Source organism: Streptomyces sp. SID5469 (assembly GCF_009862865.1).
Taxonomy (GTDB): domain Bacteria; phylum Actinomycetota; class Actinomycetes; order Streptomycetales; family Streptomycetaceae; genus Streptomyces; species Streptomyces avermitilis.
Genome location: NZ_WWIN01000001.1, coordinates 8,538,301 through 8,561,735, shown reverse-complemented (window position 1 = coordinate 8,561,735; position 23,435 = coordinate 8,538,301). Strand labels below are relative to the sequence as shown.

At 70.9% G+C, this 23,435-nt stretch carries 16 protein-coding genes and 1 riboswitch; of the genes, 12 read left to right on the top strand and 4 right to left on the bottom strand.

Going from position 1 to position 23,435, the window contains the following annotated elements:
* Positions 1-131: 131 nt before the first annotated feature.
* From GTY58_RS37290 to GTY58_RS37275, 4 genes are all read left to right on the top strand, one after another.
* Positions 132-1,325 (top strand): cytochrome P450, encoded by a 1,194-nt coding sequence (locus GTY58_RS37290; RefSeq protein WP_010988581.1) that lies wholly within the window; start codon positions 132-134, stop codon positions 1,323-1,325.
* A 109-nt stretch (positions 1,326-1,434) separates the two neighbouring features.
* Positions 1,435-2,718 (top strand): glycosyltransferase, encoded by a 1,284-nt coding sequence (locus tag GTY58_RS37285; protein WP_010988580.1) that lies wholly within the window; start codon positions 1,435-1,437, stop codon positions 2,716-2,718.
* Positions 2,719-3,227: 509 nt separating this feature from the next.
* Positions 3,228-3,488 carry a hypothetical protein gene (locus GTY58_RS37280; protein ID WP_037647058.1) on the top strand — a complete coding sequence of 87 codons (261 nt, stop codon included), beginning with the start codon at positions 3,228-3,230 and terminating at the stop codon, positions 3,486-3,488.
* Between the two features lie 92 nt (positions 3,489-3,580).
* Positions 3,581-8,134 carry a type I polyketide synthase gene (locus tag GTY58_RS37275; protein ID WP_010988579.1) on the top strand — a complete coding sequence of 1,518 codons (4,554 nt, stop codon included), beginning with the start codon at positions 3,581-3,583 and terminating at the stop codon, positions 8,132-8,134.
* A 289-nt stretch (positions 8,135-8,423) separates the two neighbouring features.
* Here GTY58_RS37275 and GTY58_RS39925 read toward each other — a convergent pair whose 3' ends face one another.
* Positions 8,424-9,092, bottom strand: coding sequence for a hypothetical protein (locus GTY58_RS39925; protein WP_063774021.1), 669 nt, complete (start codon positions 9,090-9,092; stop codon positions 8,424-8,426).
* A 484-nt stretch (positions 9,093-9,576) separates the two neighbouring features.
* Positions 9,577-10,743 (bottom strand): xylose isomerase, encoded by a 1,167-nt coding sequence (gene xylA / locus GTY58_RS37265; RefSeq protein WP_010988577.1) that lies wholly within the window; start codon positions 10,741-10,743, stop codon positions 9,577-9,579.
* A gap of 210 nt (positions 10,744-10,953) precedes the next feature.
* Here xylA and xylB point away from each other — a divergent pair, with 210 nt between their 5' ends.
* The 7 genes from xylB (at position 10,954) to GTY58_RS39920 (ending at position 19,072) form a co-directional block, all read left to right on the top strand.
* Entirely contained in the window at positions 10,954-12,399 is a 1,446-nt protein-coding gene (xylB, locus tag GTY58_RS37260) for a xylulokinase (RefSeq protein ID WP_010988576.1), read from the top strand.
* A gap of 37 nt (positions 12,400-12,436) precedes the next feature.
* Positions 12,437-13,675 carry an ROK family transcriptional regulator gene (locus GTY58_RS37255; RefSeq protein ID WP_010988575.1) on the top strand — a complete coding sequence of 413 codons (1,239 nt, stop codon included), beginning with the start codon at positions 12,437-12,439 and terminating at the stop codon, positions 13,673-13,675.
* A gap of 581 nt (positions 13,676-14,256) precedes the next feature.
* A complete protein-coding gene (locus GTY58_RS37245; protein WP_010988574.1) occupies positions 14,257-14,856 on the top strand; it encodes an N-acetylmuramoyl-L-alanine amidase in 600 nt (199 codons plus the stop codon).
* Positions 14,857-14,965: 109 nt separating this feature from the next.
* Positions 14,966-16,255, top strand: a complete 1,290-nt coding sequence (locus GTY58_RS37240) for a helix-turn-helix domain-containing protein (protein ID WP_010988573.1) — start codon at positions 14,966-14,968, stop codon at positions 16,253-16,255.
* 123 nt (positions 16,256-16,378) lie between these two features.
* Positions 16,379-17,902, top strand: a complete 1,524-nt coding sequence (locus GTY58_RS37235; RefSeq protein ID WP_010988572.1) for an aldehyde dehydrogenase family protein — start codon at positions 16,379-16,381, stop codon at positions 17,900-17,902.
* A 309-nt stretch (positions 17,903-18,211) separates the two neighbouring features.
* On the top strand, positions 18,212-18,472 hold the full coding sequence (locus GTY58_RS41105; RefSeq protein ID WP_010988571.1) for a hypothetical protein: 261 nt from the start codon (positions 18,212-18,214) through the stop codon (positions 18,470-18,472).
* Between the two features lie 393 nt (positions 18,473-18,865).
* Positions 18,866-19,072, top strand: coding sequence for an XF1762 family protein (locus GTY58_RS39920; protein WP_010988570.1), 207 nt, complete (start codon positions 18,866-18,868; stop codon positions 19,070-19,072).
* A gap of 47 nt (positions 19,073-19,119) precedes the next feature.
* Here GTY58_RS39920 and GTY58_RS37225 read toward each other — a convergent pair whose 3' ends face one another.
* Positions 19,120-19,647: an SMI1/KNR4 family protein gene (locus tag GTY58_RS37225; RefSeq protein ID WP_042494641.1), complete on the bottom strand. Its 528-nt coding sequence runs from the start codon at positions 19,645-19,647 to the stop codon at positions 19,120-19,122.
* 146 nt (positions 19,648-19,793) lie between these two features.
* Positions 19,794-20,033 carry a hypothetical protein gene (locus tag GTY58_RS37220; RefSeq protein WP_037647056.1) on the bottom strand — a complete coding sequence of 80 codons (240 nt, stop codon included), beginning with the start codon at positions 20,031-20,033 and terminating at the stop codon, positions 19,794-19,796.
* Positions 20,034-20,040: 7 nt separating this feature from the next.
* Positions 20,041-20,262, bottom strand: a riboswitch (cyclic di-AMP (ydaO/yuaA leader).
* A gap of 711 nt (positions 20,263-20,973) precedes the next feature.
* On the opposite strand from GTY58_RS37220, the gene GTY58_RS37215 reads away from it, so the two are divergent.
* The gene (locus GTY58_RS37215; RefSeq protein WP_010988567.1) at positions 20,974-23,358 is read left to right on the top strand and encodes a SpoIIE family protein phosphatase; all 2,385 of its coding nucleotides are present in this window, start codon (positions 20,974-20,976) and stop codon (positions 23,356-23,358) included.
* The last annotated feature ends 77 nt before the right edge of the window (positions 23,359-23,435 follow it).

Here is a 23,435-nt window from a genome sequence, read left to right as displayed (position 1 = left end):
ATCTGACGCACCACGTCCACGCCATGTCAGCGCCGTGTCAGCCCAGTTACGCAGAATAGTTTGTATCCAGATTCAACTTCTGATGCCGAGCACCGCGCCATCCGCGTAATTGCGAGACTAGAAGGGGGATCATGACCCAGACCGCTGCGGTTACCACCGCATGGCCGCTGCACCGCACCTGTCCGATGTCCCAACCACCCGCCCTCGCCGCGTTCCGCGACGGCCCGCCCCGCCAGGTACTACTCCGCGGCGACCAGCCCGCCTGGCTCATCACCCGCTACGCGGACGTACGCCAGGCACTCGCCGACCCGCGCCTGAGCGTCAACGACCAGCACCCCAACTGGCCGAACCGACTGCTGTTTCCCGTGCCGCCGCGGGCCGTGTCGTTCTGGCGGATGGACCCGCCGGAACACGGGGCCTACCGCAAGATGGTCGCGGCGGAGTTCATCGCCCACCGCACGCAGGCCCTTCGCCCACTCCTTCAGTCGATAACCGACGAGTTACTCGACGAGATGGCCGCGATGCCCAAGCCGGTCGATTTCCATTCGGTGTTCGCCCTGCCACTTCCCTGTATCGCGATCGCCCGTATCTTCGGAGTGCCGGACGAAGACATGAGCGAATTCAAGGAAAATACCAGCGCCCTGCTCAACCAGAAGGAACCGGAAAAGGCCGTCCAGGCGTTTCTCGCCACCACCGCCTACCTCGACGGGTTGGCGCGGGCCAAGGAACGGGAGCCGAAAGACGACCTGTTGAGCCGGTTGGTGGTGAATTTCGTCCGCCCCGGGCAGCTGTCCCACGACGACCTGGTGGCCATGGTCCGGCTGATGCTCGTCGCCGGGCACGAGACGACGGCGAACCAGATCGCCCTCAGCATCTTCACCCTGCTCGACAGACCCGGGGTACTCGCCGAACTCCGCGCCGACCCGCGCCTGCTCACTCCCGTGGTCGACGAACTGCTGCGGTACTGGTCCATAGCCCAGGATAACGTTGTCAGAACGGCCACCGAGGACCTGTCCGTCGGGGACGCCCGCATCGCGGCCGGCGACGCCGTCGTCATCTCTGTCCCGGGCGCCAATCACGACGAGGCCGTCTTCCCCGACGCGGCGGACTTCGACATCCACCGGGACAACAGCCGCCATCTGGCCTTTGGGCACGGACCCCACTTCTGCCCCGGCGGACCGCTGGCCCGGACCGAGCTGGAGATCGCCATCACCAGCGTGTTCCGCCGCTTCCCCGACCTGCGTCTGGCCATCGGACGCGACCAGGTCCCGGTCCACACCGACACGCTCGTGTACGGCCTGGAGTGCCTGCCGGTGACCTGGTAGCGCGAGGCCGAGCACCGTTCATCCCCCAACCCGAAGTGAGGTCCGAGATGAAGCAGCCGACAACCCGCAGCGGCGGCACGGCCGGGTCCGACAGGGCGGAGGTGCCGGCGTGAAGGTAAGTGTGTCGACGGCCGGCAGCCGCGGTGACTTCGAACCGTATGTCGCGCTCACCCAGGCGCTGATCAGCGCTGGGCACGAGGTCACCTTCGCCGCCCCTCGCGACGCGCGCCGCCTGGTGGCCGGGACGGACGCCAAGTTCATCGAGATGGACCTGGAAGTACGCGAGGTACTGCGGTCCGAGGAGGGCCAGCAGTGGCTGGCCGCCGGCAATGTGGAGGCGTATCTCGGGGGCATCACGAAGATGCTGTCGGACGCCCGGCACACCATCGGCACGTCGGTGCTGGCCGCGGCCGACGGCGCCGACATCCTGGTGACCGGCGTCAACACCGAGGACTACGCGCTGGCAGTCTCCCAGGCCCGCGGAACGCCCATCGTCCTCGGCCATCTGACGCCGTGGTTGCTGACCGACGAGTTCCCTCAGCCGCTGACTCCGCAGGTCGTACCGGCCGACCAGTCCGCCGAGCAGTACAACCTGGGGACCCACCAGGTGGCCGAAGACGTGTACTGGCAGGGCAAGCGGGACGACATCAACGAGTTCCGAGGGTCGCTCGGCCTGCCACCGGCCCCCAGCGCCGCACTGACCTGGACCGTCGAACTCGGTCTGCCGACGCTCCAGGCGTTCAGCGAGGAGGTGGTCCCCCGACCGCACGACTGGGGGCCGCGGAACGTCATGACCGGATTCTGGCGGCTCCAGTCCGAGGTGCGCCGCCGTGTGGGGGAGGCCGAGATACCCGAGTGGCTGGCCGGCTGGCTCGCCATCGGGCCTCCCCCGGTGTTCCTGGGATTCGGCAGCATGCCGGTGCTGGATCCGCCGAAGCTCCTCGACCTGATCGTGCGCGCCGCGGAGCGAACCGGGCTGCGTCTGCTGGTCGGAGCGGGCTGGTCCGACCTGTCGGGGCTGACCGGCGAACTGCCGGACACCGTGCGCCTGATCGGTGCCATCGACCACGACTGGCTGTTCCCGCGGTGCCGGGCGGTGGTGCACCACGGAGGCGCGGGCACCACCGCCGCGGGCCTGACGGCCGGCCTGCCCACCTGGATCTACACCGTCTTCAGCGACCAGCCGTTCTGGGGTGACCGGGTCGCCCGGCTCGGTGCCGGCGGCTACAGCAACTTCCTGGAGTTCGACCTGGATCACCTCACCGGCGTGCTCGGTCAGCTGGTCGGCGAGGACGTACGGCGGCGGGCGGCCGCGATCGGCGAGCGGCTGCGAGCCGAGGACGGAGTGAGCGCGGCCGTCCGGCTGATCGGTGAGATCGCCGGCCGACACTGACCGGTACCGACTGGTCCTGATCGGTACTGAGTTGGGTGAACGGTACCGACCGGCGGCAGTTCAGCGGCACCGGTGCCGCTGAACTGCCGCGCACGGCCGGTTGCCCCGCCGGCGGTCTCCTCGATCCGCCGTCCCCGGGCCGTTGACCCGCCCCGACGCTCTTCCCTTCCCGGTACGCGGTGCGCGGCACGCCCATCCGCCGTGCGCGGTGCGCCGTCGCCCGTCCGCCGTCCCCCTCATCGGGGCCGCGACAGCCATGCGGGCGGCCGCGCGTGCCGTACCGGCGGGTGGCCGTCACCGGACCGCGGCCCGGTGTGCGCCGGAGCCGCCACGCCCTCGGACAGAGCCTCTCCCGGGCCGCGGAACGCCAGGACGCGCCGCCCGCAGGGCGGGACGCGCGCGGCACCCGCAGGGTCAGTGCAATGTCAGGCCCGGATCAGTCCGCAGTGCTCGTATGGACCCACGCCCCCGTGCCGGCCGGACAGTCCGCAAGTGTTGGAGGCCACCCCGTGACTGAGCAGCACACACCGACCCCCGACGTCCGCGGACTGCTGTCGGTGCCCTGGCCCGCACACCGCGACACCCCGCGGGCCGTGGTGGCGGCCCCGTCCAGGGTCGGCCCGCAGTCGGAGGACCACGAGGAACTCCCACCGGACCGCACCTGCTTCGACCCGCATCCGAACTCCCCGCGGCTGACCGGGACAGAGCGACCCCCGGAGCGTCCGACGGGCGCACTGCGCCGGAAAACGGCTCGCTGGAAGACGACCTGACCGGCGACGCCCTCGAGGACCTGTACCGGTCCTGAGACCGACCGCAGCCACAAGGCGGGCAGCTCCGCCATCGCCCAAGGAAGGGAACACCCGTGCCCGACAGCTCCGTGCCCGTCGAAGAACGCCTCCGCTCCGCCCTCGACACCGTCGAGGAGCAGCAGCAGACCATCAGCAAGCTCCTGCGGGAGAAGCACGAGCCCATCGCCGTGGTGGGCATCGGACTGCGCTTCCCGGGTGGCAGCAACACACCTGACGAGTTCGCCGAGTTCCTCCGCGAGGGAAGGTCGGGCATCGGCCCCTTCCCGACGGACCGCTTCGACACCGACACCTACGTGGCGGACGGCAGCGGGGAGGACGACGAACCGGGCCGCATCCGCACCATAGGTGGCGGCTTCCTCGACCGGATAGACCAGTTCGACGCGCCGTTCTTCAACATCTCGCCCAAAGAGGCGCAGTACATGGACCCCCAGCAGCGCCTGCTGCTGGAAACGGCCTGGGAAGCCCTGGAGCACGCCAACATCGACCCGACCCCGCTGCGCCGCGCCAACGGAGGGGTCTACATCGGGGCCAGCTCCATCGACTACGCCCTGGAACTGGACTCCCTCCCGTACGAGGAGCTCGACGGCCACCTGGCCTCCGGAATCACCTTCTTCCCGCTCTCGGGGCGGCTGTCGTACTTCCTCGGCTGGCGCGGACCGTGCATGAGCCTGGACACCGCCTGCGCCTCCTCGCTCACCGCGCTGCACTCCGCGGCCGAGGGGCTGCGCCGAGGTGAGTGCGACATCGCGCTGGCCGGCGCGGTCAACGCCCTGCACCACCCCCGCATCCCGGTGATCTTCTCGGCCGCCAACATGCTCGCGCCCGACGCCCAGTGCAAGACCTTCGACGAGTCGGCGGACGGCTACGTACGCGCCGAGGGATGCGCCGTCGCGGTGCTCAAGCGGCTCTCGGACGCCCAGCGGGACGGCGACACCGTCCTCGGCCTCATCCGGGGCTCCGCGGTGGGCCAGGACGGGGACAGCGCCGGGCTGACCGTGCCCAACGGGCCCGCCCAGGAAGCGGTCATGCGGGCGGCCATCCAGCGGGCGTCGCTCCAGCCGAGCGACATCCAGTACGTCGAGGCGCACGGAACCGGCACCCCGCTCGGAGACCCCATCGAGATGGGCGCCATCAGCGATGTCTTCGCCACGTCGCACGACAAGGAACGCCCGCTGACGGTCGGCTCGGTCAAGACGAACCTCGGGCACATGGAACCGGTCGCCGGCCTCGTGGGCGTCATCAAGACGCTGCTCCAGATGCGCGAGCAGACCATCTTCCCGCACCTGAACTTCACCACCCCCTCCGGCCGCATCCCGTGGGACAGCTACCCCGTCACCGTCCCCACCGAGAACCGGCCCTGGAAGGCCGACACCCGGCGGGCCGTGGTGAACAGCTTCGGCTTCGGGGGCACCATCGCCGCCGTCGTCCTCGAAGAGCCCCCGGTGCCCGAGCAGCCGGCCACCGCCCCGGCCGCCGTCCAGGCGGACCGCACGGACAGCGCCTCGGCGGTCGAGCAGCACGTGTTCACGGTGTCCGCCAAGAACCACCGCTCGCTGAAGCAGCTCATCGAGCGGTACCAGCGACACCTGGACGACTCCCCCTCCACCGACCTGGGCAGTCTGTGCTACACGGGCAACGTGGGCCGCGCGCACCACCCCCTGCGGCTGGCGGGTGTCGTCGGCGGCCGGGAGGACCTGGACGCACTGCTCAAGAAGGGTCTCGGCCAGATCGAGAAACGGTCCATCGCCGCGGAGCGGGCCCGCAAGACCGCCTTCCTCTTCACCGGCCAGGGCTCGCAGCATGCCGGGATGGGACGACCGCTGTACGAACGCTTCGTCGTCTTCCGCGAGCATCTTGACGAGTGCGACCGGCTGTTCGCCCCGCTCCTGGGCCGCTCCATCCGAGCGCTGGTGCTCGGCGAGGACGACGATCCGGACGCCATCCACCAGACCCGTTTCACCCAGCCCGCGTTGTTCTCGCTGGAGTACTCCCTGGCGCAGCTGTGGTTGTCGTGGGGCGCGCGTCCGAGCGTGCTGATCGGCCACAGCATCGGTGAGGTCGTCGCCGCGGCCGTCGCGGGGCTGTTCAGCCTCGAGGACGCGGTGACGCTGGTGGCCGCTCGCGCCCGTCTGATGCAGTCCGTGTCCGCCCCGGGTGGGATGGCCGCGGTGCCGGAGGCCGCCGAACAGGTCGCCCCGTTGCTCGAGTCGTACCCGGACCTCACCATGGCCGCCGTCAACTCGCCCCGTCAGTGCGTGATATCCGGCGGAACGGACTCGCTGGCCGAGGTGAGCGAAACGCTCCGAGGCCGCGGCCTGGACGTCAAACAGCTGAGGGTGTCGCACGCCTTCCACTCCCCGCTCATGGCAGAGGTGCTCGACGAGTTCCGCGAGGCCTTGAAGGACATCACGTTCCGGCAGCCCCAGCTCACCCTGGTCTCCAACATCACCGGCAAGGTCGCCCGGGTCGCCGAGATCTCGAAGCCGGAGTACTGGGTCCGCCACATCGTGGAGCCGGTGAACTTCGAGGCGGGGATGCGGGCCATCGAACGGCGGGGCAGGCACGTCTTCGTGGAGATCGGGCCGTCCATCGCGCTGACCGGTCTGGCACGGAGTTGCGTCGACGCCGGGGAGCACCGCTGGCTCAACAGCCTGCACCCGAAGGAGAAGCAGGGGCTCACCATCCTCCAGGCGGTGGCCAAGCTGTACTCCGCCGGAGTGCGGGTGGACTGGAACGGCTTCCACGACGGTCGTCCGGGCCGACGCGTGGACCTGCCGCTGTACGCCTTCGACCGCAAGCGTTACTGGCTGCCGAACGGCACCGGTCCCAGCGCACAGGACGAGGCGGCCGGTCCCCGGTCGGCGTTCCTGCACGAACCGCGTTGGGTCGAGCAGCCCCCGACGGCCCGGACGGTGGCGGGCCCCCGGCACGTTCTGGTGGTGAACCGCGCCGCCCAGGACGTCACCGGGCTCGTGGAACAGGCCGCCGGACAGGACGTACGGCTGTCCTTCGCGGCGGACCCCGAGCAGGCACTGGACGTGGTGCGCGCGGGTGAGCCGACGGACGTGTGCTGGTTCTGGCAGTCGGACGACGGCCCGGTGAGTGCCGAGTCCCTCCGGGCGGAGTGCGAGCACAACTACCGCGATCTGCTCACGCTGCTCGGCCTGTTGGAGCAGGAGGAAGGCGGCCTGGCCAGGCGTCTGTGGCTGGTCACCGAAGCGGCCCAAGTCCTGCCGGGTGACGAGCCGGGCAGCGGCGCACACCTCGCGGCCGCCACTCTCTGGGGCTTCGGCCATGTGCTGCTGAACGAGTACCCGTCGTACCGGGTCACCCTGGTGGACCTGCCGGCGGGCGGTGGCCGCACTGCCGAGGAGATGCTGCTCGGGGAGTGGCTGGCCGCCGACACCGGCGAGTTCCAGGTGGCCTACCGCGACCGGACCGGCCGCCACGTCCACAGGCTGCTGCCCAGCGCCTTCGACTCCCCTGAGCAGCCCGCCGAACCCGGCACCGCACCCGTACGCCCCGACCGGAACTATCTGATCACCGGTGGTCTCGGCGCGCTCGGTCTGCTCACCGCCCACCGCCTGGTGGACGAGGGTGCCCGGTATCTGACGCTGGTCAGCCGGCGGGCGGAGCCGGCCGCGGACGCCGCCGGGCTGTGGGAGCGGCTGCGGGACAGGGCCGAGGTGACGGTCCTGCGCGGCGACGTCGGCGACAGCGGCGACGTCCACCGGATCGTCGAGTCGCTGCACGCGGCGCCGCAGCCGCTCGGCGGCATCGTGCACACGGCCGGTGGCCTGGACGACGCCCCGGTCGCCGCACAGACGTGGGAGAGCATCGACGCGCTGTTCTCGGCGAAGGTGTACGGAAGCTGGATGCTGCACGAGGCCGCTCAGGGCTTCGACGAGCTGGACTTCTTCGTCGCCTACTCCTCCGCCGCGGCGGTGGTCGGCGGGGCGTCGCAGTCCAACTACGCGGCTGCCAACGCGTATCTGGACCAGTTGCTGCACTGGCGGGCCGCGCAGAACCTGCCCGCCCTGGGCGTCAACTGGGGGCCGTGGTCCGAGGCCGGTATGTCGGCCCGCCTGAACGCACGGCACATCGAGGCGCTGGAACGCGAGGGCATCGTCTTCATTCCACCGCGGCAGGCCCTGGACACCATGGTCTCCCTGCTCGGGGAGCCGGTGACGCAGGTGCTGGCCGGCGAGTGCGACTGGGACCGCTTCTCCGCCGCCAAGCCGGTGGTCAACGCCTTCTACCAGGAGCTGGTCGGCGCCGACGGGACCTCCTCGCGGACCCTCGACCTCGATGCGCTGCTGGCGTCCCCGGACGGAGAACGCGTCGAGAAGATCACCGACTTCATCCGGCACCGGGTCGCCGACGTGCTGCACATCGACGACGCCGACGACATCAGTCCGTACACCGAGTTCGTGCAACTGGGCCTGGACTCCCTGGTGGCGGTGGAACTGAAGAACGCCCTGGAAGCGGCCTTCCGGATCCCGTTGCCCCTCACGATGGCCTTCGACTACCCGAGCGCCGCGGTGCTCGGCGAGTTCATCGGCAAGCGTCTGGAACAGGCACGGCCCACGGCGCCGGCTGGATCATGACCGAGGCCGCTCCTCGGACGCTCACCGCGGCCCCGGCCCGCCACGCCGGACGCCGCGGTGAGCACCCGGCCGCCCTCTGAACGGTCCGCTCCGCGCAGGTCCACGGCCCCGGCACACGTCTCGCGTGGCGGGGCCGTTCCCAGGGCGTCTGCCCCTGGGAAGCGCGCATCCGGCGGAGGAGAGAGGAGAGACAGAGACCGCGCCGGAGTGGTCCGAGCCGCGTTTTCGGCCTCCACGCGTGCGTGCCGTTCCTGTCGGACCTCCACGCGCGCGTGGCGTTCGTTTCGGCTCACTTCAGCGGCGCGGTGAACTTGCGGTCCCCACCACCGACGTCCGCGGTCAGGCTGCACGCGACCTTGTCGATGCCGAGCTTGTATCCCGCCGTGTCCGGATACTGCACGAGCGTGCCACGCACGGTACCGGCGGCGTGCTGGGCCTCCGTGCGCGCCAGCGACGCCTCGCACAGGCCCGCCGCCGCCTTCTTCAGCGCGGCGTCGGTCGCGTAACCGCCCTTCAACTCCGTCACTTTCACGACTTCCGCGTCGTGCGGCGTGCGGCAGGAGCGCTTGGCGGCCTGGCCGGGCCGGCTGACGCTGGTGTCGAAGCAGTCGCCCTTCTTCAGCATGTAGTACGGCACTTCGTCGCCCGCCGGGGCCGCGAAGAGCGACTCGAGGCCGCTCGGCAACTCACTCGGGAAGTCGCTGGGAAAGTCGCTGGGAAGGCCACTGGGGAAGCCGCTGGGCAGTTTCGAGGGGAACCCGGAGGGCAGTTCCGTGGGAATCTCGCTGGGAATCGCGGACGGGATGCTCAGCGACGGCGTGGGCGAGCGGCCCGTGCCCTTGCTGCTCTCGGCGGGTGACTTCTTGTCGGTCGAGCCGTCACCCCTGCCATTGGCCATCAGCACCACGGCGGTCACGGCTCCCAAGGTCACGACCACGGCGAGCACGATGAAGAGCACGTTGCGGCGGCGCCCCGGACCGCCGGGCGGTCCCGAGGGCGGCGGCGGCCATCCTCCGCCCCCGCCCTGTCCGGGTGGCCATCCTTCTCCCCCGCCCTGCCCGGGTGGCCATCCTTCTCCCCCGCCCTGTCCGGGTGGCCATCCTTCTCCCCCGCCCTGCCCCGACGACCAGTTCCCGCCGCCCTGCGGCGGACCGTATCCGCTGGAGACGTACCCCCCGGACGACGTCCCGTAGTCATCGGTCGGTGGTCCATGGCCGCCGGGCGGCACACCCGGCGGCGGCCCGAAGCCCCCGTTGTGGGGATGCGGGTTCTCTCCCGGCGGCTGAGGCGGTACGGGCGGCATGGCCATACCGTCCAGAGTCGCCTCGAACCGGTCATGACGCGACCCCCGCGCGGAAGTTGATACGGACCGATGCCATGGACCGCACGATTCCGGAGCAATTCCGCGCGGAGACCGATCGCATGGCCGCTCCGCAACGCGATCAGCCACGCGCCCCCAGCAGGTGGTCCATCGCCAGCTGGTCCAACTGCTCGAAGGCCATCCCCCGCGCGGCGGCCGCCTCCACGTCGAAGTCCTCGAACGCCGTACGGTCGGCGAGCAGCGCCGTCAGACCGTCCCCGGCGGTGGGCTGCGCCAGCTCGTCCAGCCGCGCGGCGCGCAGCGCCTCCTGGACCTCGGGGTCGGCGCGGAAGGCGGCCGTACGCTCCTTGAGGATGAGGTAGTTGCGCATGCAGCCCGCGGCCGAGGCCCACACGCCGTCGAGGTCCTCCGTCCGCGGCGGCTTGAAGTCGAAGTGCTTCGGGCCCTCGTAGCCGGCGCTCTCCAGAAGGTCGACCAGCCAGAAGGCGGCGCGCAGATCGCCCGCCCCGAAGCGCAGGTCCTGGTCGTACTTGATGCCGGACTGGCCGTTGAGGTCGATGTGGAAGAGCTTGCCCGCCCACAGGGCCTGGGCGATGCCGTGCGGGAAGTTCAGCCCGGCCATCTGCTCGTGACCCACCTCGGGGTTGACGCCGTACAGCTCCGGGCGTTCCAGGCGCTCGATGAACGCCAGCGCGTGGCCGACGGTCGGCAGCAGGATGTCGCCGCGCGGCTCGTTCGGCTTGGGCTCGATGGCGAAACGCAGGTCGTAGCCCTGGGCGGTGACGTACTCGCCGAGGAGGTCGAAGGCCTCCTTCATCCGGTCGAGTGCGACGCGTACGTCCTTGGCGGCGCCGGACTCGGCACCCTCCCGGCCGCCCCAGGCGACGTACGTCTTCGCCCCCAGCTCGGCCGCGAGGTCGATGTTGCGGATCGTCTTGCGCAGGGCGTAACGGCGGACGTCCCGGTCGTTGGCGGTGAACGCCCCGTCCTTGAAGACGGGGTGCGTGAAGAGGTTGGTGGTGGCCATCGGCACGGCCATGCCGGTGGCGTCGAGGGCCTGCCGGAAGCGCTTGATGTGCGACTCGCGCTCGGTGTCCGAGGACCCGAAGGGGATCAGGTCGTCGTCGTGGAAGGTCACTCCGTGGGCACCGAGCCCGGCGAGGCGCTGCACCGTCTCGACCGGGTCCAGGGCGCGCCGGGTGGCGTCGCCGAACGGGTCCCTTCCCTGCCAGCCGACGGTCCACAGGCCGAAGGTGAACCTGTCCTCGGGGGTGGGCTGGTAGTTCATGTCGCGGCTCCTTGCTTGCTCCGACTATTTCGTCATGGCGGTTAACAAATTAGTATGCGGAGGCATCTCTGGGAAGAGAGGATGTGTCTCCGCCGGGAGACGAGGTGTTTTCGTTCCAGAGGTACTGGGTGCCCAGAGGCGTTGTGGTCCCAGAGGTGTTTCCGTTCCCAACAGGCCAGATCCCGCGAGCCGCGGAAGAGGGAGAGCCCGATGTCAGCAGCCGAGGGTCCGCTCGTCGTCGGTGTGGACACATCCACCCAGTCCACCAAGGCCCTGGTGGTCGACGCATCGACCGGACGGGTGGTGGCGAGCGGCCAGGCGCCCCACACCGTCTCCGCCGGGGCGGGCCGCGAGAGTGATCCGCGGCAGTGGTGGGACGCCCTGTGCGAGGCCCTGCACCAGTGCGGCGACGCGGCACACGAGGCGGCGGCGATCTCGGTCGGCGGCCAGCAGCACGGCCTCGTCACCCTCGACGCGCACGGCGACCCGGTGCGCCCGGCACTGCTGTGGAACGACGTGCGCTCGGCGCCGCAAGCCCGCCGGCTGATCGAGGAACTGGGCGGCCCGAAGGCCTGGGCCGAGCGCACGGGCAGCGTGCCGGGCCCCTCGTTCACGGTCACGAAGTGGGCCTGGCTGACGGAGCACGAGCCCGAGGCGGTCCGCGCGACCGCCGCGGTACGCCTGCCGCACGACTACCTCACCGAACGCCTCACGGGACAGGGCACGACCGACCGCGGTGATGTCTCCGGTACGGGCTGGTGGGCGTCCGCGACGGAGTCGTACGACGAGGAGGTCCTCACGCATGTGGGCCTCGATCCGGCGCTGCTGCCCCGCGTGGTGCGCCCGGGTGAGGTCGTCGGCACCGTGCGCGACAGCCATGACCTGCCGTTCTCCAAGGGCACTCTGGTCGCCCCGGGCACCGGCGACAACGCGGCCGCCGCGCTGGGCCTCGGCCTGCGCCCGGGCACGCCGGTACTGAGCCTCGGCACCTCCGGCACGGTGTACGCGGTCTCGACCCGGCGCCCCGCCGACCCCACCGGGACCGTGGCGGGCTTCGCCGACGCGCGCGGCGACTGGCTGCCGCTGGCCTGCACGCTCAACTGCACCCTCGCCGTCGACCGCGTCGCCGCGCTGCTCGGCCTGGACCGGGAGGCGGTGGAGCCGGGCACGGGCGTGACCCTGCTCCCTTACCTGGACGGCGAGCGCACCCCGGATCTGCCGCACGCCTCGGGTCTGCTGCACGGACTGCGGCACGACACGACGGGCGGACAGCTGCTCCAGGCGGCCTACGACGGAGCGGTCCACGCACTGCTGGGCGCCCTCGACCTGGTACTCGACGCGGACGCGGACCGCTCGGCTCCGCTGCTGCTCATCGGGGGCGGGGCACGGGGCACGGCGTGGCAGCAGACGGTACGCCGGCTGTCGGGGCGTCCCGTTCAGGTGCCCGAGGCCAGGGAGCTGGTCGCGCTCGGCGCCGCGGCGCAGGCCGCCGGGGTGCTGACGGGCGAGGATCCGGCGGCGGTGGCCCGGCGCTGGGACACGGCTCACGGGCCGGTGCTCGATGCCGTGGAACGGGACGAGGCGACGCTGGCCAGGATCTCCGGGGTACTCTCCGACGCGGCGCCGCTGCTGGAGCGGGAACCGGACCGGCGCTGACGCGTCGAGGCCCGCGCCGACGAGATTCGAGGGAGGCATGACCGCACCGCTGCACGAGGCACACCCGGCCGGCCGGGGCCGTCGGCTGCCCGACACGCAACAGGGCATGCGCCGCCGCAACCTGGCGCGGGTGATGCACACCGTGAGCGCCGAGGGACCGCTGTCCCGCGCCGCCGTCGCCTCGCACATCGGCCTGACCCGGGCGGCCGTCTCCACCCTGGTCGACGAACTGATCCGCTCGGGGCTCCTCGAGGAGCTGGGGCCCGAGCGCCCCGGCCGGGTGGGACGCCCGGGTTCGGCCCTCGCGGTCAGCGGACGCGGACCGGCCGGGATCGGTGCGGAGATCGGCGTCGACCACCTCGCCGTGTGCGCGGTCGATCTGCGCGGCGCGGTGCGGGCACGGGCCGTACGGAACGGCACCAACCGGGGCCGGGAGCCCGCGGCGGTGATCGGGGAACTCACCCGGCTGGTGCGCCGGGTCGTCGCCGAGGCGGAACAGGAAGGGCTGTGGCCCGCGGGCCTCGCCGTGGCCGTACCGGGTCTGGTCGCGCGGGACGCCAGGACCGTGGTCCGTGCCCCGAACCTCGACTGGCACGACACGGACCTCGGCGCGCTGCTGCCCGACGAGCTGCCGCTGACCGTGGACAACGAGGCCAACTTCGGCGGCCTCGCGGAACTCTGGCTGGGCGACGGCACGCCACGCGACTTCCTCCATGTGTCGGCGGAGATCGGCATCGGCGGCGCGGTGGTCGTGGACGGGCGGCTGCTGCGCGGGACCCGCGGTTTCGCGGGCGAGCTGGGGCATGTGCCCGTGCACCCGGACGGACCGGAGTGCCCCTGCGGCGGGCACGGCTGTCTGGAGCAGTACGCGGGCGAGGAGGCCGTGCTGCGCGCGGCCGGTCTGGAGCCCGGCGAGGACCGCGTCGGGCTGCTGGCCGAGCGCGCGGCTCAGGGGGACGAGGACGTACGCGGGGCGCTGCGCGACGCCGGGACCGCGCTCGGTATCGCGCTGACCGGGGCGGTCAATCTGCTGGATCCGGAGACGGTCGTGCTGGGCGGTGCGCTGGCGGGCCTGGCGCCCTGGCTGCTGCCGTCGCTGGAACGGGAGCTGGCCCGGCGCACGGCCGGTCCCGCCTGCGCGGTGTCCGTCTCGCGGCTCGGTTCCGAGGGGCCGCTGCTGGGGGCCGCGCACGCGGTGGTGCGGGCGGTGCTCGACGACCCGGCGGCGGTGGCGGAACGGGCACAGGACAGTGCCCGCGCGGCGACGCACCGGTAGGCCGGCGCCCCGTCCCTCTCATGGGTGTCTCCATCCCCCTTGTGGGTGACGGAGTTGTCCACAGTCCCGTGGTTGTCCACCGAAGACGCCGCGCTCTTCCTGCCCAACCGGCAAGCGCCGTACCGTCATTCACGTGAGGGGCAGCCGTCGGGCGGACGGCTGTGTGTCCTGGTGGATGGGGGGTTTCACATGTCGAGGGAGACGATTCCGGGGCTGCGGCGCGAGGTGACCGGGCCGCGCGAGGTCCTGTTCCGGAGCGGCGCCGACCACGCCCGTGTCGTACCCGGGACCGGTCGTCGGCGCGTGGATGATGGCCGGGGTCGTGGTGCTGATCGTTGCGGCGCCACCACGGGCGCACAGCCGAGACCGCCCGTGTCCGTCTCGACGCGACCCCCTCGCCCGACCTTCGGCAGAACGGAGCCGTGCAGCCATGAGCGACGCCCGCATCGACTCGCCCGCCGGAGGAAGCGCTCCGACCCACGCGCGGCCGCGGGAAAGGGCCGCGGGGCTTCGGCGTTGAGCACCCGGCACACGACTCCCCCTCCCCCTTCCTCTCCCCCACGCAGAAAGGTGCTTCCCCCATGGAGCGAGCCAGAGCGCTGCCCAGCAGACGGCAGCTGCTGAAGGGCGCGGCCGTCGCCGCGGTCCCCTACGCGTTATTGCCCGCCGCGCAGGCCGGCGCCGAGCCCCGGGCCGTCGACTATCCGTCCGCCGAGTGGACGGCGGCCAGCACGTCCAACTACACGGCGTCCAGCCGCCCTTCGAGCTATCCCCTCGACTACGTGGTCATCCACGTGACGCAGGAGACGTACCCGACGACGCTGGACATCTTCCGGAACCCACAGAAGGGCGTGTCCGCGCACTACGTCGTACGGTCCGCCGACGGGCACGTCGCGCAGTGCGTCCGGGAGCGCGACATCGCCTGGCACGCGGGCAACTGGGACTACAACACGCGCAGCATCGGCATCGAGCACGAGGGGTGGGTGGACCAGCCCGCGTACTTCACCGACGCCCTGTACGAGGAGTCCGCCAGGCTGACGGCGGCGATCTGCGCCCAGTACGGCATTCCGAAGGACCGGGCGCACATCATCGGCCACTACGAGGTGCCGGGGACGGACCACACCGATCCGGGGCCGAACTGGGACTGGGTCCGGTACATGAGGCTCGTCAACTTCGCCTGACGATGCGCTCGTTCGGGCCGACGTGGTCGAAACGGTTGTCCGTGCCGAACCCGGGAGTGACGATGTCCTCAGCCGCATCGCCGCCGCATCGCCTTCCGGGGAGGCCGAGTTGTCCGATCCATGGGTGGCACTGGAGCCGGGTGCCGACCCCGCCGAGCGTGTGCGGGCGCTGCGCCGTGCCCACGAGACGTTCACAGCGGCGGGCACGGCGGCGGGCACGGTGCCACGGCCGGTGCGTTCCGTGGTGGCCGACTCCTGGCGGCGTTCCGCGCGGGCCGGGGTGGGCCCGGACGGCACCGCGAGCGTGGAGCTCACCGACGGCGACCTCGGCTCGTACCGGGCGGAGCACCCGCTCGCACCGGTGATGCCGTTGTTCCGTGAGCTGATGGGCACGTTCGCGGCGGACGGGGAGCATCTGCTGGCGGTGTGCGACGCGCAGGGCAGGCTGCTGTGGGTCGAGGGGCATCCGGCGGTGCGCCAGCGGGCGGACGGGATGAACTTCGTGCCGGGTGCGCGCTGGGCGGAGAGCGCGGTCGGGACGAACGCGCCGGGGACCGCTGTGGCGTTGGACCGGCCGGTGCAGGTGTTCGCGGCCGAGCACTTCATCCGGCGGGTCCAGCCATGGACGTGCGCGGCGGCGCCGGTGCACGATCCACGCACCGGGCGGGTGCTCGGCGCGGTCGACATCACCGGCGGGGACGGGCTCGCGCATCCGCACAGCCTCGGCTTCGTACAGGCGGTGGCACGGGCGGCCGAGTCCCAGCTGGCGCTGCTCGCGCCGGCGCGCGGCACGGCGGACACGCTCGAACTGACCGCGCTGGGCCGCGACGAGGCACAGCTCCTCGCGGGCGGGCGGAAGATCCGGCTCAGCCGCCGGCACAGCGAGATCCTGGTGCTGCTGGCCCACCATCCCGAGGGGCTGACCGGCGACGAGCTGCTGTGCGCGCTGTACGAGGACGAGTCGGTGACACCGGTGACGCTGCGCGCCGAACTGGCCAGGCTGCGCCGCCTCCTCGGTCCCGGTCTGCTGGCCTCGCGCCCCTACCGGCTCACGGCCGCGGTGGAGTCCGACGTGGCGGTCGTGGAGCGGCGTCTTGGGACCGGGGCGGTCACGGCGGCCGTGGCGGCGTACGCGGGTCCGTTGCTGCCCGGTTCGCAGGCTCCGGCGGTGGCCCGGCTGCGGCGCAGGATCGCCGACGGACTGCGTACGGCGCTCATCGCGCGCCGCGACCCCGATCTGCTGGCGGACTGGGCGCACGCGCCGTGGGGCGAGGACGATCTCGACGTATGGCGTGCGCTGGCGGCGGTGCGGCCGACGGCGCCGGTGAGGGCACGCCTCGACGAGCTGGAGTACGAGCTGTCGGCGCCGGCGGGTTGGGCCCGTTCGGCGCCCCGGTGAGGCACCGCGCCCCGCCGCGCCCGGGGGCGCGAGGTCCGCAACGTCGTTGCAACGTCCTCGTCCCTAGCCTCGCGCCGAGAGCTGCCCAACGGCGGGCAGCGCTTCTGAGGGAGGCAGGCCAGCATGACCCGTTTCGCAGCGCCCGGCACCGACGGCGCGATCGTCTCCTACCAGGCGCGCTATGACCACTTCATCGGCGGCGAGTACGTGCCGCCGGCCCGCGGACAGTACTTCGAGAACCCGAGCCCGGTGAACGGGCAGCCGTTCACGGAGATCGCGCGGGGCACGGCCGAGGACGTGGAGCGCGCGCTCGACGCCGCGCACGCGGTCGCCCCCGCCTGGGGCCGCACGTCCGTGGCGGAGCGCTCCGACATCCTCCGCCGCATCGCCGACCGGATGGAGGCGAACCTGGAGAAGCTGGCGGTCGCGGAGAGCTGGGAGAACGGCAAACCGGTCCGTGAGACGCTGGCCGCGGACATTCCGCTGGCCATCGACCACTTCCGCTACTTCGCGGGCGCGATCCGCGCGCAGGAGGGTTCCCTCGGCGAGGTCGACGACGACACGGTCGCGTACCACTTCCACGAGCCGCTCGGCGTGGTCGCGCAGATCATCCCGTGGAACTTCCCGATCCTGATGGCGACGTGGAAGCTCGCCCCGGCCCTCGCGGCGGGCAACGCGGTCGTCCTCAAGCCCGCCGAACAGACCCCGGCGTCCATCCACTACTGGCTGAGCCTGGTGGCCGACCTGCTGCCGCCGGGCGTGCTGAACATCGTCAACGGGTTCGGGGTGGAGGCGGGCAAACCGCTCGCGTCCAGCCCGCGGGTGGCGAAGGTGGCGTTCACCGGCGAGACCACGACGGGGCGGCTGATCATGCAGTACGCCTCCGAGAACATCACCCCGGTCACGCTCGAACTCGGCGGCAAGTCCCCGAACATCTTCTTCGACGACGTCTGGTCGGCGAACGACGACTTCCGTGACAAGGCGCTCGAAGGCTTCACGATGTTCGCCCTCAACCAGGGCGAGGTGTGCACCTGCCCGTCCCGGGCGCTCGTCCAGCGCGGCCAGTACGCCGAGTTCATGGAGGCGGCGGTCGCCCGCACCGAGCTGATCAAGACCGGTCACCCGCTCGACACGGACACGATGATCGGCGCCCAGGCGTCCAACGACCAGCTGGAGAAGATCCTCTCCTATCTGGACATCGGCCGGCAGGAGGGCGCGAAGATCCTCACCGGCGGCGAACGCATCGAGCACGACGGTGAGTTGAAGGGCGGTTACTACGTCCAGCCGACCATCTTCGAGGGCGACAACCGTATGCGGATCTTCCAGGAGGAGATCTTCGGTCCGGTCGTCTCGGTGACGTCGTTCAATGACTTCGACGACGCCATCAAGATCGCCAACGACACGCTGTACGGGCTCGGCGCGGGCGTATGGACGCGGGACATCAACACCGCGTACCGCGCGGGCCGTGCCATCCAGGCGGGCCGCGTCTGGACGAACTGCTACCACGCCTACCCGGCCCACGCGGCGTTCGGCGGCTACAAGGGCTCGGGCATCGGCCGCGAGACCCACAAGATGATGCTGGACCACTACCAGCAGACGAAGAACCTACTGGTGTCGTACTCGCCGAAGAAGCTGGGCTTCTTCTAGCCACCGAAAAAGGGCGCCTGACCAGGCAAGATGCCCGTCAGGCGCCCTCCGGGGCGCACGACTGAGCTTGGAGTTCCCCGCCCACAGCTGCCAGCGGGCGTCCCGTGTGGTCAGCTCGGCTTCCGGCTTCCGGATCGAGGTGCCCGGTGGTGAACTCCGTGCCGCGCGCCGCTGATCTCCCGTGAACTGGAGACCGGTACCCACTACCTGGCGTGGAACCAGGGCGTCACCCGCACACGCCGGCCGGCGACCAAGCCGGGCCTTGGTGCGGCGGCCGCCCTGACCGCGGCCCGACTGGCCGCACTCGCGGTGAGTTGGTGGAGCAGCCCCATCGACCGGGCTGTCAACGACGGTGGCGCGACGGACACGTACTTCCCGCGGCTCGACCCCGTGACCTTCGCCGCACGGGGTGTCGTCCCCATGGCCCAGGCCGCTTTCGCCTTCGTCCTGGGCGTCGCCCTCGGCCTCGTCATCCGCCGCACCCTGCCCGCGATGGCAACCCCGCTCGTCGTCTACGCCGCTGTCCAGATGACCAGGCAGCAGGTCCGGACCGCGACGCCGGACCGCTGAAGCGGGTGCGAGGGGCAGCCGGGATCCGGCTGCCCCTCGCGGTGTTCCACAACGTCGCCTGGCACCGGACATGAGGACGCCGGCCTGGCAGGGCCGGGTCAGACACAGGCACTCATCAGGACACGTCCCCGCTCGCCGACTACCGAGCCGCGTAGCCGCCGGCTACGCATCAAAGCCAGCCACGACCTCGGCCTCGTTCGCGGAGGCCCGCCAAGTAGCAGAGGCCCGCTCGATCACCGAGGCCGGGCGGTGGATCGACCAGCGTGGTCACCTTCGACGCGTGGTCGGACGCCGCAGACAGTTCTGCCGCGCCGGGCTCCAGACACCACGGGCGCAAGTCGAGCACGGCGCAGCGAAACACACGCCGCCGCAGTCCGACTTCGGAACGGCGGCATGAACGAGTCCCGCCCGCACCTGGTGCCCGTCCGCTCCCGTGACGCCGAGGATTTCGTCCGCCTCCGGCATCGGCACCACCCCCCGCCCGCCGGACAGGTCTTCTCGGTCGGTGCCGCCGACGACACCGGCATCCTGCGCGCCGTGGCCGTGGTCGGCCGCCCCGTCGCCCAGCCGACAGCTTCGTCCCGCTCACTGAACCCATGAAGTCGATCGGATTGGAGAGAACCGCCGCAGGCCGCACTCCTGAAAAGTCACGCAGCGTCATGCCAGGGCTTGTTCGCTGCCCAATGCCGGACCCAGCCCGCAAAGCCAGGCTCAGCAGTGGTGAACCCGAACTGCGCACCGAAGGGGACAGCGCCGACGTCACTGATCAGCCAGACGTGTCCTCGGTGAGGTCCGGTGACGATGAGATGCCAGTTCATCGCGCACCCGTCGGTGCCGAGCACGATCGAGCCGTGGTTGTAGACCTGCTCCAGGAGCTCGTCGGCATCCTCGGACGGGTCCGAGTCCTCCTCCCACATCCATGCCTCCACCAGCGGGAACGGCTTACTCAGGTCGCGTTCCTGCTCGTCATCGCCCCAGTCGTCCGGCAGCTCCGCCACCGACAGCAGTCCATACTCGGGCGGCCCGGAGTACGAACCGTCCGCTATCTCAGCGACGAAGGCCCGATACGGCTCGGGCAGCACGATCCTGTGTTCTGCCTCAAAGGCATGAACTCCGGCAGAAGAAGTGCTCGGCGCCAAGCACACGGCCCGGGCGACGATGAGTTCCCGTTTCATGATCACGAAAGGAGAGGTCTTGGTCTGGGTGCCAAGACCTCTCCCGCGTCCTTCAACGTCTTCTACGGGGTCTCCGTGAAGACCTTGGTCTTGATGCCCCCGAGGGTTGGTGGGGGTCTAGTTGAAGCCACGTATGTACTACTGGATCAAGACCTGATGTAGGTCAAGATCACAAAGATGAAACCGCCCAGCCCCAGTGCCGCAAGGGCTCCTGTACTGATGGCCTCGTAGTACGAGACCCCCTCCATCGTCCGACGGACGATGCCCGCGAAGCAGCCACCGATGATCGCGATCAACACCGCGATCAAGGCATCCGTCTTCTTGTTGCTCTTCGGAGGCTCGTCCCTGGACCCCGAGAGCTGCGGGCCGTTCTGCGTTGCCGTCATGGCTTCCCGCACCTTCGTCAGCCGCCTGCGAGGTGAGCTGTCGGGTTCGGACGGCGAAGAAGTCCGGCCACACCCACTCATGTGGCTTCACCCCGAGCCGGCTCCTGATTCACTGACGTCACATCAGAGTCAGTTCGCGGACCGGCACTTATCTTGGGTCCCCCGCTCCTGCCGATCTCCGTGTGTGGTCAGACATCCGGGCGTCGGCAGGATTCGGCGTCCACCCGGACCGCCTCACCATCCTCAGTGAGGGCTTGAGAAGGATCGTGACGCACGCCACGTCGAAAATCTCCCCCAGAAGAGGTATTTGTGGTGCTACTCACCACTCGCCCGTTCGGGTGGACAGCGGGGCAATCACCACTGGTCAAGCCGTGGACAGCGCAGTTTTTGCAGCCCTGATCAGTGCCGCTTGATGAGGCCCGTCTACGTCAAACGGGGGTACGCCGTTCGGACCGGTCGGCAGAGGCGCTCGGTGGCCTGGTCGTACGGTCGCGCGGTCACCGGCGGCCCAGCCGCTGTTGTTGCTGCTCACACCGAGGTCCGAACGGCGTGCCGCTGGCCACCCTCGGGTCATGCCTCCAGGCCGGAGCCCGCCGCCGCGGCCCCCTGGCACCGCCGCTTCGCCCCGGTGCCGAACGAAGGCACGGCAGCCGGTTCAGCAGGCCGGCCGTCATCCGGACCACGGCCGGCGGCCGGCGGCAGGCGGCAGGCGGAGGCGCCGGGATGAGCCGGCACCTCGTCGAGCGGCTGGGTCGGGCGCCATGACGAGTGGGGTTGCGTGTGGGCCGTTTCCAGGCCGCCCCCCGTCGCATGCTGCCTGGTGGGTCGCGTCCGGAAAACCATCGGTGGTCGCCCTGTGTGAGCAGGTGACAAGCGCGCGTGCGGTTGTCGTCCGTCGTGCGGCACGGGATGCTGAGAAAACACGAAGGGAAGCGGTGTCATGGATCGTTTTCCGCATGCGGCCGACGTCGATTTCCATAGTCCTCTGGACCTCTCCAAGGCCGCGGCCGCGGTGCTGGACGACGAAGGCCGCATTTCCGGGTGGGGATTCTCGGCCCAGCGCCTCCTCGGACATTCACCCGAGGATGTGCTCGGCAAGTCGGCCACCCGGCTGCTGGCCGCTCCCTCGGGCCAGCCCACGGGCCAGCGGCTGTCCGCCCTGTGCAAGGCGCACAAGCCCCGCAGCACCGTCTTGGACCTCTGCTGTCGGGACGGACGTACCCTGCGCGCGGCCGTGACGTTCAGCCCCCTCTCGGACCGGGGCGTCGCTGCGACCGTCGTGGTCGCGGCCGAGGTGGAGGCGCTACGCAGCTGGGAAGCGCAGTTGGCGATGCTGCAGGGACTGGCGACCGAGTCTTCCGTGGGCCTGACGATCTTCGACAGCGACATGCGCGTCGTCTGGGGGAACATCTCCACCGACTTGGAACTCGGGGGAGTCGCCCAGTACACCGGCCGACCGGCCGCGGACCTCTTTCCTGAGGGCGAATTCATCTCCCGCCACCACCCCCCGGACGAAGACCAGATCATGGAGCACGTGCTGACGACGGGGGAACCGATCATCGGCATGCACTACCGCGGGCGCGCCCCCGCCGACCCGGGGCGCGAGCACGTCTGGTCCTGCTCGTACCACCGGATGCTGGACGCCCGAGGCGAACCGCTGGGGCTGTTCGAGGAGTCCCTGGACATCACCGACCGCTACCGCGCACAGGAACGCCTGTCGCTGCTGGTGCGGGCAGGAAAGCGCATCGGTGCCTCGCTGGACGTGCGCCGTACGGCCGCGGAGATTGCCGACGTGGCGGTACCGCAGCTGGCCGACGAGGTGCTCGTGGACCTGCCGCCGGCGGTCATCGAGGGACGGCAGCCGCCGACGGGCTCGGCGCCGGGGCACAGTCTGCTGCGGATGCACGGCCGGACCCCGGAAGGATTCCGGACCAGTCCCGTCTCCTACCCACCCTCGTCACCGCAGGCACTGAGCCTGGCCACCAGCCGCCCCGTCGTCGACGCCTCCCCGCCCGAGGCACCGGGCGGGGAGGGATCGGCCGCCCCGCACTCCTGCCTGTTCGTCCCGCTGCTCACCCGCGATGCGATCCTCGGCCTTGTCACCTTCCGGCGCAGCAGCAACCCCGATCCCTTCGGCCCCGAGGAGCAGACGCTCGCCGTGGAACTGGCCGAGCGAGCCGCCGTCGGCATCGACAACGCCCGCCGTTACACCAGCCAGCATGCGGCGGCCCTGGTACTGCAGCGCAGCCTGCTGCCACAGCACCTGCCTGAGCAGAGCGCCGTCGACGTGGCGTACCGCTACCTGCCTGCCGACAGCCGCGTGGGCGTGGGCGGCGACTGGTTCGACGTGATCCCGCTGTCCGGTGCCCGAGTGGGCCTGACCGTCGGCGACGTGGTGGGCCACGGTGTGCACGCGGCCGCGACCATGGGCCGGCTGCGCGCCACCGTACGGACCCTGGCCCTGCTGGACTTGGATCCGGCCGAGCTGCTCACCCGGCTGGACGACCTGGTCGCGCAGGACTCGGACTCCCACGCGGAGGGCGGGCCGATCGACGAGGCGCTCGGGGTGACCTGCCTGTACGCGATCTACGACCCGGTCAGCAGCCGGTGCGTCTGGGCGAGCGCGGGCCATCCCCCGCCGATCGTGGCCGATGCGAGCGGCTCGGTGGCCTTGTCCGCGCTGGCGCCGGGACCGCCCCTGGGGCTGGGGGGCCTGCCCTACGAGAACGTTGAGCTGAACCTGTCCAGCGGCAGCGTGGTGGCGTTCTTCACCGACGGGGTCGTGGAGGACCGGCGCACCGACATCGACATCGGTATCGACCGTCTGGCCCAGGTGCTCACCTGGCAACGATGCCCGCTGGAGGAGCTGTGCGACCGGGCGCTGTCGGACATGCCGCCCGGACCACAGGCGGACGATGCCACGCTGCTGCTCGTCCGCACCCGGCGGCTCGGCGCCGACCATGTGGCGGACCTGGAGCTGCCGCCTGAGCCGACCATGGTGGCTCACGCCCGCACACTCACTGAGCGCCAATTGGCGATCTGGGGCCTGTCCGAACTGTCGTTCACCGCCTCTCTCGTGGTGAGCGAGCTGGTCACCAACGGCATCCGGTACGCCACCGGGCCCGTCATGCTGAGGCTGATCAGGGATCGCTGCCTGCTGTGCGAGGTCTCCGACAACGCGCACACCGCACCCCATCTACGGCGAGCACGTCGGGACGACGAAGGAGGCCGCGGCCTGTTCCTCGTCGCCCAGGTGTCCCAGCGCTGGGGCACGCGGTACACCTCGTCCGGGAAGACGATCTGGGCCGAGCTGGCCATACCGTAGGTCCCCCCTGGAGCACAGCACCGCCCGCCGTCCCGGCCGAAGTGTGTGCCGGCGGGCGAACCTGCTCGGGTCGGACA

Excerpts from the sequence above, each read along its gene's own strand:
- xylA (WP_010988577.1), bottom strand. The coding sequence starts at position 10,743 with ATGAACTACCAGCCCACCCCCGAGGACAGGTTCACCTTCGGCCTGTGG.
- GTY58_RS37290 (WP_010988581.1), top strand. The coding sequence starts at position 132 with ATGACCCAGACCGCTGCGGTTACCACCGCATGGCCGCTGCACCGCACC.
- GTY58_RS37255 (WP_010988575.1), top strand. The coding sequence starts at position 12,437 with ATGACCGCACCGCTGCACGAGGCACACCCGGCCGGCCGGGGCCGTCGG.
- GTY58_RS37245 (WP_010988574.1), top strand. The coding sequence starts at position 14,257 with ATGGAGCGAGCCAGAGCGCTGCCCAGCAGACGGCAGCTGCTGAAGGGC.
- GTY58_RS39920 (WP_010988570.1), top strand. The coding sequence starts at position 18,866 with ATGAACGAGTCCCGCCCGCACCTGGTGCCCGTCCGCTCCCGTGACGCC.
- GTY58_RS37220 (WP_037647056.1), bottom strand. The coding sequence starts at position 20,033 with ATGACGGCAACGCAGAACGGCCCGCAGCTCTCGGGGTCCAGGGACGAG.
- xylB (WP_010988576.1), top strand. The coding sequence starts at position 10,954 with ATGTCAGCAGCCGAGGGTCCGCTCGTCGTCGGTGTGGACACATCCACC.
- GTY58_RS37225 (WP_042494641.1), bottom strand. The coding sequence starts at position 19,647 with ATGAAACGGGAACTCATCGTCGCCCGGGCCGTGTGCTTGGCGCCGAGC.
- GTY58_RS37215 (WP_010988567.1), top strand. The coding sequence starts at position 20,974 with ATGGATCGTTTTCCGCATGCGGCCGACGTCGATTTCCATAGTCCTCTG.
- GTY58_RS37235 (WP_010988572.1), top strand. The coding sequence starts at position 16,379 with ATGACCCGTTTCGCAGCGCCCGGCACCGACGGCGCGATCGTCTCCTAC.